Annotated in this window: 7 protein-coding genes; 1 reads left to right on the forward strand and 6 read right to left on the reverse strand. The window is 66.3% G+C overall.

Going from position 1 to position 9,242, the window contains the following annotated elements:
• Positions 1 to 68 precede the first annotated feature (68 nt).
• Together PQ467_RS02800 and PQ467_RS02805 are read right to left on the reverse strand one after the other, a co-directional pair.
• A complete protein-coding gene (locus PQ467_RS02800) occupies positions 69 to 812 on the reverse strand; it encodes a polysaccharide deacetylase family protein (RefSeq protein WP_274175043.1) in 744 nt (247 codons plus the stop codon).
• Entirely contained in the window at positions 809 to 3,433 is a 2,625-nt protein-coding gene (locus PQ467_RS02805; RefSeq protein ID WP_274175044.1) for an MMPL family transporter, read from the reverse strand. Before PQ467_RS02805 ends, PQ467_RS02800 begins: the two co-directional genes overlap by 4 nt.
• A gap of 83 nt (positions 3,434 to 3,516) precedes the next feature.
• On the opposite strand from PQ467_RS02805, the gene PQ467_RS02810 reads away from it, so the two are divergent.
• The gene (locus PQ467_RS02810; protein WP_274175045.1) at positions 3,517 to 4,530 is read left to right on the forward strand and encodes a lysylphosphatidylglycerol synthase domain-containing protein; all 1,014 of its coding nucleotides are present in this window, start codon (positions 3,517 to 3,519) and stop codon (positions 4,528 to 4,530) included.
• Positions 4,531 to 4,795: 265 nt separating this feature from the next.
• Here the strand turns inward: PQ467_RS02810 and PQ467_RS02815 are convergent, their stop codons facing one another.
• From PQ467_RS02815 to hpnI, 4 genes are read right to left on the reverse strand one after another with little or no spacing between them, the layout of a single operon-like run.
• Positions 4,796 to 5,785: an MlaA family lipoprotein gene (locus tag PQ467_RS02815; protein WP_274175046.1), complete on the reverse strand. Its 990-nt coding sequence runs from the start codon at positions 5,783 to 5,785 to the stop codon at positions 4,796 to 4,798.
• A complete protein-coding gene (gene hpnK, locus PQ467_RS02820; RefSeq protein WP_274175047.1) occupies positions 5,785 to 6,600 on the reverse strand; it encodes a hopanoid biosynthesis-associated protein HpnK in 816 nt (271 codons plus the stop codon). The genes PQ467_RS02815 and hpnK overlap by 1 nt, the downstream gene beginning before the upstream one ends.
• A gap of 4 nt (positions 6,601 to 6,604) precedes the next feature.
• Positions 6,605 to 8,050 (reverse strand): hopanoid biosynthesis associated radical SAM protein HpnJ, encoded by a 1,446-nt coding sequence (gene hpnJ, locus PQ467_RS02825; protein WP_274175048.1) that lies wholly within the window; start codon positions 8,048 to 8,050, stop codon positions 6,605 to 6,607.
• Positions 8,047 to 9,207: a bacteriohopanetetrol glucosamine biosynthesis glycosyltransferase HpnI gene (gene hpnI / locus PQ467_RS02830; protein WP_274175049.1), complete on the reverse strand. Its 1,161-nt coding sequence runs from the start codon at positions 9,205 to 9,207 to the stop codon at positions 8,047 to 8,049. The genes hpnJ and hpnI overlap by 4 nt, the downstream gene beginning before the upstream one ends.
• Positions 9,208 to 9,242 lie beyond the last annotated feature (35 nt).

The raw sequence follows: 9,242 nt of genomic DNA on the forward strand, positions 1-9,242 counted from the left end.
GGCAACTTGCGCGGCGGCTATGGGCCTTTGGGTTCTAACCGGGGCTGAACGAACCATGGGGCGGGCGTTCAGTTTTTCAGCAATTCGCCATAGCGCGCCGGACGGCGGCGCGCGGCAAAGCTGCCATAGGTTGCCCGGATCGAGGAAATCAGTGCCGGAACAGTGGTATCGCCCGGATGCACCGCAATGCGCGCCACATCCATCGCATGCAGACCCACGCGCGCGAGCGAGGCAAAGAAGCGCGAGGACAATTGCCGTCCCTTCGTCCGGCTGGCCCATGTCACCACCGGCCCGCGCGCCAGTGTTTCGCCGGTTTCGGGCCGCCATACGCGCATGTGATCCTCGGCCAGGGGAAAGCCCGATTCGGCAAGCGCCGCCAGCGCGCCCGGCCCATAGAGCCAGGCGGGCGCGATAAAGCCCGCCGTCTCGCGCCCGATAATGTCCTCGATCAGCTTGCGCCCGTCGGCCATCCGCCGCGCCGCCTCGGTCTGGCTCAGGCCAAGGAATTCGCCCTCGCTGGCGGTCATGTGTTTGGCTTTGAACGCCGCCACGCCGCTGTGCTGGGCCAGATCTTTGTGAAACCAGCCATGGACGAACATTTCCACGCCCATCTCCGCCCACCGCCGTAATTTGGCCTGATAGGCGGCATTGCCCGCCAGCGGCGCCTCGCTCCAATGATCGGGCACGACCAGCATCGCGAAATTCATGCCGCCCAGCAGTTCGGACAACAGATCGGCCAGTTGGTCGACCTGCGCCTCGGCGCGCGGCCCGACATCGTGGATCGAGGCCAAAAGGATCTTTTCCCGGCTCATGGCTTACCCTTTTTGGGGATCGGCCCCAACAGCGCAGGTTCGAAAATCAGCGCGCAGATCAGCGTCCAGACCAGCGAGAGCATCAGGATCAGCCCCATGCTGGCCGTGCCGGGATGGGCGCTGAACCACAGCGCGCCAAACGCCGACCCCGTGGCCAGCGCGCTGCACAAGACCGCGCGGGCAAGGGAAGTCTGGAGCAGATCGCCCACACCCGACCGCCACGCCATCACGAAATAGATATGAAACGCCACGCCCACCCCGAACAGCAGCGGAAAGGCGATGATATTGGCAAAATTCAGCGGCTGCCCGATCGCCACGCAGGTGCCCAGCGTCAGGAAGCCGGACAGCACCACCGGCGCCAGCGTAAAGGCCACCTCGCGCACCGAGCGCAGCACCAGCCAGAGCAAGAGCGACACCAGCGCCAGCGCCAGAATGCCCGCCGTGATAAAGGCGTGGCTGACGGTCTTGGCCGCTTCCTGTGTGGCCACGGGCAGGCCGGTGGCGCGCGGAGCCTCGGCGCGCACGGCGGCGGTGAAGCGTTCGATGGTGGCATTGTCGGTGCCGTTTCCGGCGCCATCCACCCGCGGCGTCACCTGAACCAGCGCGCGCCCGTCCTTGGCCAGCCAGTCGCGGCGAATCTCCTCGGGCAGGTTTTCACGCGTCACCTCGCTGGCGGTCAGCGAGGCGCGGATCTTGTCCAACGTCAGATTGAGCGGCGGCACCAGCATCGCGCTCACCGCCTCGCGCTGGGCCGGGCCGGCGGCGGCCAGAGCGGCAAAGCTGGCGGCCAGATGCGCGGCGGGCGCGGCGGTCGCGCCAGGCCGCGCGGCCAGCGCCTTGAGCGAGGCGGCCGCCTTGTTCAGCGCGGCAACCGTGGCGGCATCATCGCTGGCGGGCGGAAAATCGAAAGGGTTGATCGTCGCGTCCAGCAGCAGCGAAGCATCCGAGATCAGCGCCAGCTTCACCCCCTGCGCCTCGGGCACGAAACTGTCGATGGTGATCGCGCGGGCCACTTCCTTGCGGCGGGCCAGACGCGCCTCCAGATCATCGGCCGCCGCCACATTGGGGGCCAGAATCGTGATCGTGTTGGGCGTGCGGTCCGCGTCCTTCATCAGGATCGACAATTCGCGCATCGCCGGGCTGTGCGGATCGCGCAGGTGCAGCGGGTTGAAGTCGAATTTGACCCACACCAGCGTGACCACCGAGAGCAGCATCGCGCCCACAAAGGCGATCAGCACATCGCGCCGATGCCGGTGCAGAAACGCATCGAGCGGCGCGGCCCCGGCCCAGCCCACATCGGCGGCCGGAACCGCAGGGCGCAGGACCATCAGCAGTGCGGGCAGCAGCGTGATATTGAGCAGGAACGCGACGATCATGCCCATGCCCGCGATCACGCCAAGCTCGGCAATCCCGACATAATCGGTGGGCAGAAACGCCCCCAGCGCCAGAAAAATCGCCGCTGCGGCCAGCGACAAAGGCTCCCCAATCGCGGCGGCCATGCGTTCGAGCGCGGCCATCGGCGCGGCCCCGGCGCGGCGCTCATGGTTGAAGCGCACTGCTACCTGAATGCCGAAATCGACGCCCAGCCCGACAAACAGCGGAATAAACGCCACCGAAATCAGATTGAGCCGCCCGACCGCCAGCAGCCCCAGCGCCAGCGTGATCGCCAGCCCTGCGATGATCGTCACCATGATCGCGCCCACGATCTTGGCCGAGCGCGTGGCCAGCCACAGGCAGGCCAGCATCGCGGCCAGCATCCCAAGGCCGATCATCCCCATGCCCTCGCGGATCGAGGCGAATTCCTCGTCGGCCAGCGGCACTTCGCCGGTGATACCGACACGCATCCCATGCGCGGCGTCCAGCCCCAGCGCGGCGGCCTGCGCCCGGATGGCCTCGACCGCCGCCGCGCCCGGCTCCAGATCGCCATAATCCATGCGCGGCATAACAATCAGCAACCGGCGCGTGGGCGGGGCCAGCGAGCCCTTGTCGGTGGAAAACAGCCGCTGCCACGAGAAATACTGGACCCGGCCCGCCAGTTTCGCGTCAATCGCGGATGACAGCTTAGCCAGAGGTTCAGCTAATCGCGAGGCATCCTGTGTCCCGCGCGCGGCGCCATCGGCCACAGTGTCGATGGTCGCGGCAATGCCATGCAGGCTGGGATCGCCCGCAAGGCCGCCCAGCAGGGGCTGCGCGTCAATCAGGCGCTGGGTGGTCTGCTGCACCTCGGGCAGATCGGCAAAGAGCAGGCCGGAGCGGTCAAAGAACGCGCCTCCATCGGGCCGCCGCACCGCCACCACCGGCCCCTTGGGCCCCAGCTTGCCCAGCGCCTCGCTCAAGCGGATCGCGCCATCCTCGGCCAGTTCGGGCGTTTGCCCATCGACCACGACCAGGATCGAATCCTTCAGTTGCGGAAAGGCCGCCTCGATCGCCGCGCCATCCTGACGCCAAGGCGTTTTCGCACTGATCAATTCGCCCGTGTCGGTGGTCATGGCAAAATGCCCGGCCACATAGGCCAACGCGCCCGCCACCAGCGCCAGCGCCAGAATCAGCGTGGCCGCAGGGCGAAGGGATGCCGCGCGGATTGCGCGCACAATGGCGGGGGTCAGGCGGGCGGTGATCATCGCGGCCTGCTCTGACCGAAAACTGGGGCGCAAACAAGGCACAACCTTGCCCAATGCGCCACATCCGCCTATCGCGCGCGGCCATGAGTCAATCCAAATCCCCGCGCCGGTGGAGCGCCATTGCGCCCTCGGTGCTGTTGCTGGCCGGACTGCTGGGCATGGTGGCGGCCAACAGCGGCCTGCGGCATATGTTTGCCCAGGCCGTGGCGACCATCGACCCGCTGGCGGTGCTGGCGATCCTGCCGGTGCAATTCGTGGCGATCCTGCTGTGTACGGCGGCGCAACAGGCGCTCAACGTGGGTATCCCCTTCCGCTCCAGCCTGATTGCGCGATTGGTGCGCGATGCGGCGCACAGCCTGCTGCTGTTTCCCCCCGGCCTTGGCGATGTGGTGGGCGCGCGGGCGGTGGTGCTGCTGGGCGGGCGGGGGCGCGCGGCGGTGGCGCTGCGCGCGCTCGACATCCTTGCCGAGGTGATTGCCGAACTGCCCTTCATGGCGCTGGCTGCCTATGTGCTCTATCATTGGGGCCATTGGGGGGATCATTCGGGGATGCAGGGGGCCGCGCCCGGCGCGGCCTCCTCGGGCGCGTCGCCGTGGTGGGGGCTGCTGGCAGTGCCGCCGCTGGCCTATGCCGGATGGCGGATCTGGCGGGGCAGCGCGCATCACCGCCGCTTTATCCAAACCCGCACCGGACGCCGCCTGCGCGCCGAAATCCACCTGATGCGCCGCGAACTCGCCCGCCAGCGCACCGGCCTGCCGCTGGCCATCATCCTCCACTTCTTTGCATGGAGCATGGCCGGGGTGCAGGTCTGGATCGCGGCGCATATGTTCGGCCTCAACCTCTCGCTCTTTGCCGCCTTTGCCATCGAAAGCGCGGCCACCGCCGCCCGCATGATCCTCTTCTTCGTTCCCGGCGGGCTGGTGATGCAGGAAGCGGGCGCGGTGCTGGCCGGGGCCGCGATGGGCGTGGCCGCGCCGCAAGCTTTGGCGTTGAGTTTGATCCTGCGGTTGCGCGAGCTGGCCTTCGGGCTGTCGCTGCTGATGTGGCCGGTGCTGGAATATCGGGCGCGGCGGCGCGGGGATGCGGTGGAGGGATGAAATGTGCCTCCGGCGGGCAAAGGGCGGGGGCCCTTTGCAATCCCGTTAAAGGGGGGCGCCAGGTCTGCAATCTTGCGTTTTACGCCATGGTTATGAAAGCCTGCGGCGCGGCGATCCAGCGCTGAAAGGCGCCGCAGGCCTTCAAACCCGAACGCTTCGCCTATTCACCTCGTCCGAGTCGAGGCGCAACAAAGACAGTATCGGGATTGCAAAGGGACCAGTCCCTTTGCCCGCCGGAGGCATCTTTCCCAACCCTATCAGCCCATCAAGGCTTAACCGGCTTCGCCCCCGGATCCTCCAGCGGATCGTCGAATTCGGGCACTTCGGGCGCCTGCCCCGGCGGCACTTTGAGCGCGGCGATTTGCCCGGCGCGGTGTTGCAGATAGGTCGAGCGCAGGGCGGCGTAGAAATCGACCGACTGGGCCTTGAGCGCCTTTAATTCCGGCTCTGCGCGGGCGCGGGTGTCGATGCCGCTGGTGACAAGGGCGATGGCCCCGGGGGTGGAGACTGAGACCGCCTCGGTCACGAAGGAGCGCGGGCGGCGGTTGGGGGCCACGGAAACCTGCGGGCGCGAAACGCGGTCGAGCAGCAGCGGCTGCGTAAAGGCATCGCCGCCCATGCCGATCAGGTCGCGGATCGTCGTCGGGCCAAGGATGGGCAGATAGAGATAGACTCCCGGCCCGGCCCCGGCCACGCCCAGCGTATTGGAGAAGCCGTTGCTGTGCGCAGGCGTGTTGAAGGGCTTGCGCTTGGCCACATCGACCAGCCCGCCCACGCCCAGTGTGGAGTTGATGACGAACCGTTTGGCGGTCTGCCACGCGCGCGCCGGTTTCAACTGGATCATGTCATTGGCCAGCGTCGAGGTCATGAAGATATTGGCCAGCGCATTATGCACCCCGTCGCGCACCGGTTCGGGCAGGACGGTGCGATAGACGATGGCGACCGGGCGCAGGATGAAGCGGTCGATCGGCTGGGTGATGGCAAAGAACACGCGGTTCATGCCTTCGAGCGGATCGGGATTGGCCAGATTGGCGATGGTGTCGGGGCCTTCGTCGGGCTCCTCGAAGGTTTTGCCGTCGCGCTCGGCGGCCTGGGCCATGCCGATCACGATGATGGGGGTGTTTTCCTCGGGCTGCTCGGCGGCGATGGCGGCCACTTGCGCTGCGGCTTCGGCATCATCGGGGGCCGGGGCTGGCGCGCTGACGGCGGCGGCCAGCGGCGTCAGCGCCAGCGGCAGGACAAGCAGGAGCGCCATTACCGGGCGCGCCCGGCGAATTGGGCAAAGGGGCCGGTTTCCACCCCGCTGGCCCGCAGCGCGGCGATCACGCCGGGATCGGTCAGCGCGGCGAGTTCCGCGCGATAGCGATAGCCGGGCGCCGATCCGGGATAGGCGTCCACCGTGGCCGGATGGGTATAAAGCTCGGTCAGTCCCTCGGGCAGGGCGGCCAGCGCGGCGGCCATGCGATCGGCGGTAAAGGCGCCGGTCTGGATCAGGCCCGCCACATTGTCATTGGTGGCCACGCCCCCCTTGCGCCATTGCCGCCCCAGCAGCCGCGCCCAATGCTCCATCATCCCGGTCCCGGCCTGCGCGGGCATGCGGATCGCGGGCAGGCCATGGCGGCGCCCTTCGGCGATAATCGCCGCGGCGATCATCGGGTGAAGATGGAAATGCTTGTGCGCGTTGACATGATCGAGCGCGAGGCCCGTATCGGCAAAGGCGGCAAATTGCGCGGCGACCTCGGCCCGCATCTGGGCGCGGGCGGCGGGCGAAAGGGCGATGGCAAAGGCGGTGCGCACCATCGAGGGATGAAACCACCCATCGGGCCCCACCAGCGCCGGAACCTGATCGGGCGGCAGCACCGGGCGGCCATCGGCCAGCACCACATGCAGCCCCACGCCAAGGCCGGGCAGGCGGCGCGCCCGCGCCACCGCGTCCTGCGCCGCCTCGCCCGAAACCATCAGGCTGGCGGCGGTCAGGATGCCTTGCGTATGGGCGCGCTCGACCGCTTCGTTCACCGCCAGCGCGGCGCCGAAATCATCGGCGGTCACCACGAGGCGGCGAACACTCATCGGCTTATGCGGCTTCCTTGCGCTGACGCAGGAACTGGAAGAATTCCACGCCTTCGCGCAACCGGCGCTTCATCATGTCCCAATCGCGCACCATTTCATTGACGATGGCGCCGATCTTGCGCGGGCGGAAATAGAAGCGCTTGTAGAATTCCTCGACCTTGGCGTGGATCACGCTGGCGGGCAGGTGGGGATAGGAAAGCTGGGCGATCTGATGGCCGCCGTCGTCGGTCATCGGCTTGCCGCCCGCGAACCAGCCGTTTTCCACCGCCTGATTATACAGGAACGTGCCGGGATAGGGCGCGGCCAGCGACACCTGAATGGTGTGGGGGTTGATTTCCTGGGCATAGCGGATGGTTTCCTCGATCGTTTCCAGCGTTTCGCCGGGCAGGCCGAGGATGAAGGTGCCGTGGATGGCGATGCCAAGCTCGTGGCAGTTCTTGGTGAACTCGCGCGCCACTTCGACGCGCAGGCCCTTCTTGATGTTGTGCAGGATCTGCTGATTGCCGCTTTCATAGCCGACGAGCAGCAGGCGGCAGCCATTGGCCTTCATGATTTCCAGCGTCTTGCGGGGCACATTGGCCTTGGCGTTGCAGCTCCACGTCAGCGGGAAGCCCGGCTTGCCAAAGCCCAGTTCGCCCAAGGCGATGGCCAGCTTTTCGACGCGGTCGATGTCATCGGTCAGCGTGTCATCGTCAAAGAAGATCTCCTTGGTTTCGGGGATTTCCTTGAGGATATACTGGATCTCCTCGATCACCTTGCCCACCGAGCGCGAGCGATAGCGGTGGCCCGAAATGGTCTGGGGCCACAGGCAGAAGGTGCAGCGGCTCTTGCATCCGCGCCCGGTGTAGAAGGACACATAGGGCGCCTTCAGATAGCCGATGAAGTAATTGTCGATCTTCAGGTCGCGCTTGTACATGGGCGAAACCATGGGCAGCGCGTCCATATCCTCGATGATGGCGCGGTTCTTGTTGTTGATGATCGTGCCGTCCGGCCCGCGATAGGAAATGCCGTCGATCTCGGCAAAGGGACGCCCCTCGGCCAGTTCGACGCAGGTGTAGTCATATTCCTCACGCGCCACGAAATCGATCGCGGTGCTGGCCTCAAGGCTCTGCTGCGTCTCGATCATCACCTTGGCGCCGACAAAGCCGACGAGGCAGTTCGGATTGCGCGCCTTGATCAGCTCGGCCGTCTTGATGTCCTGCATAAAGCTGGGCGTCGAGGTGTGGAGGATGACCAGTTCGGCCGTGTCGAACTCATGGGCGATGTCGTCCCAGCTCAGATCATGGGCGGGCGCGTCGATCAGCTTCGATCCCGGCACCATCGCGGCGGGCTGGGCCAGCCAGGTCGGATACCAGAAACTCTTGATCTCGCGCTTGGCCTGATAGCGGGCGCCGGCGCCCCCGTCGAAACCGTGGAAGGAGGGGGCCTGGAGGAAAATGGTGCGCTTCATCGGTCTCTCTTGGTGCGGGCGGCATGGTCGGTGGCGGGGTGGCCCCTGATGCGGCCTTTGGAGGTCATTGTAAGGCTTGCGCCGCGCCAATCAATCGCAGTTGCGAACAGGCTGGCGCAAAAAACGCAAAAGCTGATGAGGTCGGCGATGGGAATCAGCCATAGGGGCAGGGCAATAGGCGCATATTTATGAACCTTTGCTGCAAGCGCAAGTCGGGCAAGGATTATTGCCAGCAGCAACGCTCCGCCTATACCGGGCGCAACCGCCGCCGCCAAGACCCCCAGCGGCAATCCATGCGTGACAATCGAGCCGTAATGGCCCGCGCCCGCCAGATCGCGTACGGTCACGGCCCAGCGCAGATGCTGGCGCCAGAGCATGCGAAATGAAGATTCGGCCCCGGCATGGACCAGAATCATCGGCGGAATATCCACCCGCAGCCCCTGCGCGGCCACGCCCGCGCCTATCGCATGATCGTCGGCCAGAACATCGGCCAGCGCCGTAAACCCGCCCATCGCCTCCAGCGTTTCGCGGCGCAGGGCTATGGTCGAACCCATGCAGGGCTGCGCCATGCCGGTGGCCAAGCCCACCACCATATTGGGCAGCGTCTGGCCCGCGATCATCATCGCGCCCACCCGGCTCCACAATCCCGCATCGCCCCGCCCGACATAGAGGCACGAGACCGCCCCCACCCCCGGCTGGCTCAACGCATCGTTGATCCGGGCCAGATAATCGGGCTCCACCACCATATCGCTGTCGGATAAAACCAGCACATCATGCGCGGCCAAAGGCATCATCGCGATCAGTGAGCCGACCTTGCCATTGGCCGCAGGCGCGCGCGGGCCGGGGTAATAGGCGATGTTATTATGCGCCGCGACCATGGCGCGGGCCACCGGGGCGGCCCCGTCATCGGGCGCATTGGTGCCCAGCACGATCTGCACCGCTCCGGCATAATCCTGATGCGTAAATCCATCGAGATTTTCGGCCAGACGCGGTTCTGCGCCATGCAGCGGTTTGAGAATTGTAACGGCCCTTGCAGGCGCATGGGGCGCGGGCGGCGCGGCAAAGAAACGCTCCACCGCGCCAAGGGCAAAGAGTTGATAGAGCAGGCCAACCCCTGCCAGCGCCAACACGCCATATGCCAACAGCACATATCCCATGGCGCAAGCCCCTACACCGCTTTGCAGCCGCAGCA

Origin of the sequence: Novosphingobium sp. KACC 22771 (assembly GCF_028736195.1) — a bacterium.
In the GTDB taxonomy this organism is placed as follows: Bacteria; Pseudomonadota; Alphaproteobacteria; order Sphingomonadales; family Sphingomonadaceae; genus Novosphingobium.

Coding starts and splice junctions, on each gene's coding strand:
- PQ467_RS02800 (WP_274175043.1), bottom strand. CDS start 812: ATGAGCCGGGAAAAGATCCTTTTGGCCTCGATCCACGATGTCGGGCCG.
- PQ467_RS02805 (WP_274175044.1), bottom strand. CDS start 3,433: ATGATCACCGCCCGCCTGACCCCCGCCATTGTGCGCGCAATCCGCGCG.
- PQ467_RS02810 (WP_274175045.1), top strand. CDS start 3,517: ATGAGTCAATCCAAATCCCCGCGCCGGTGGAGCGCCATTGCGCCCTCG.
- PQ467_RS02815 (WP_274175046.1), bottom strand. CDS start 5,785: ATGGCGCTCCTGCTTGTCCTGCCGCTGGCGCTGACGCCGCTGGCCGCC.
- hpnK (WP_274175047.1), bottom strand. CDS start 6,600: ATGAGTGTTCGCCGCCTCGTGGTGACCGCCGATGATTTCGGCGCCGCG.
- hpnJ (WP_274175048.1), bottom strand. CDS start 8,050: ATGAAGCGCACCATTTTCCTCCAGGCCCCCTCCTTCCACGGTTTCGAC.
- hpnI (WP_274175049.1), bottom strand. CDS start 9,207: ATGGGATATGTGCTGTTGGCATATGGCGTGTTGGCGCTGGCAGGGGTT.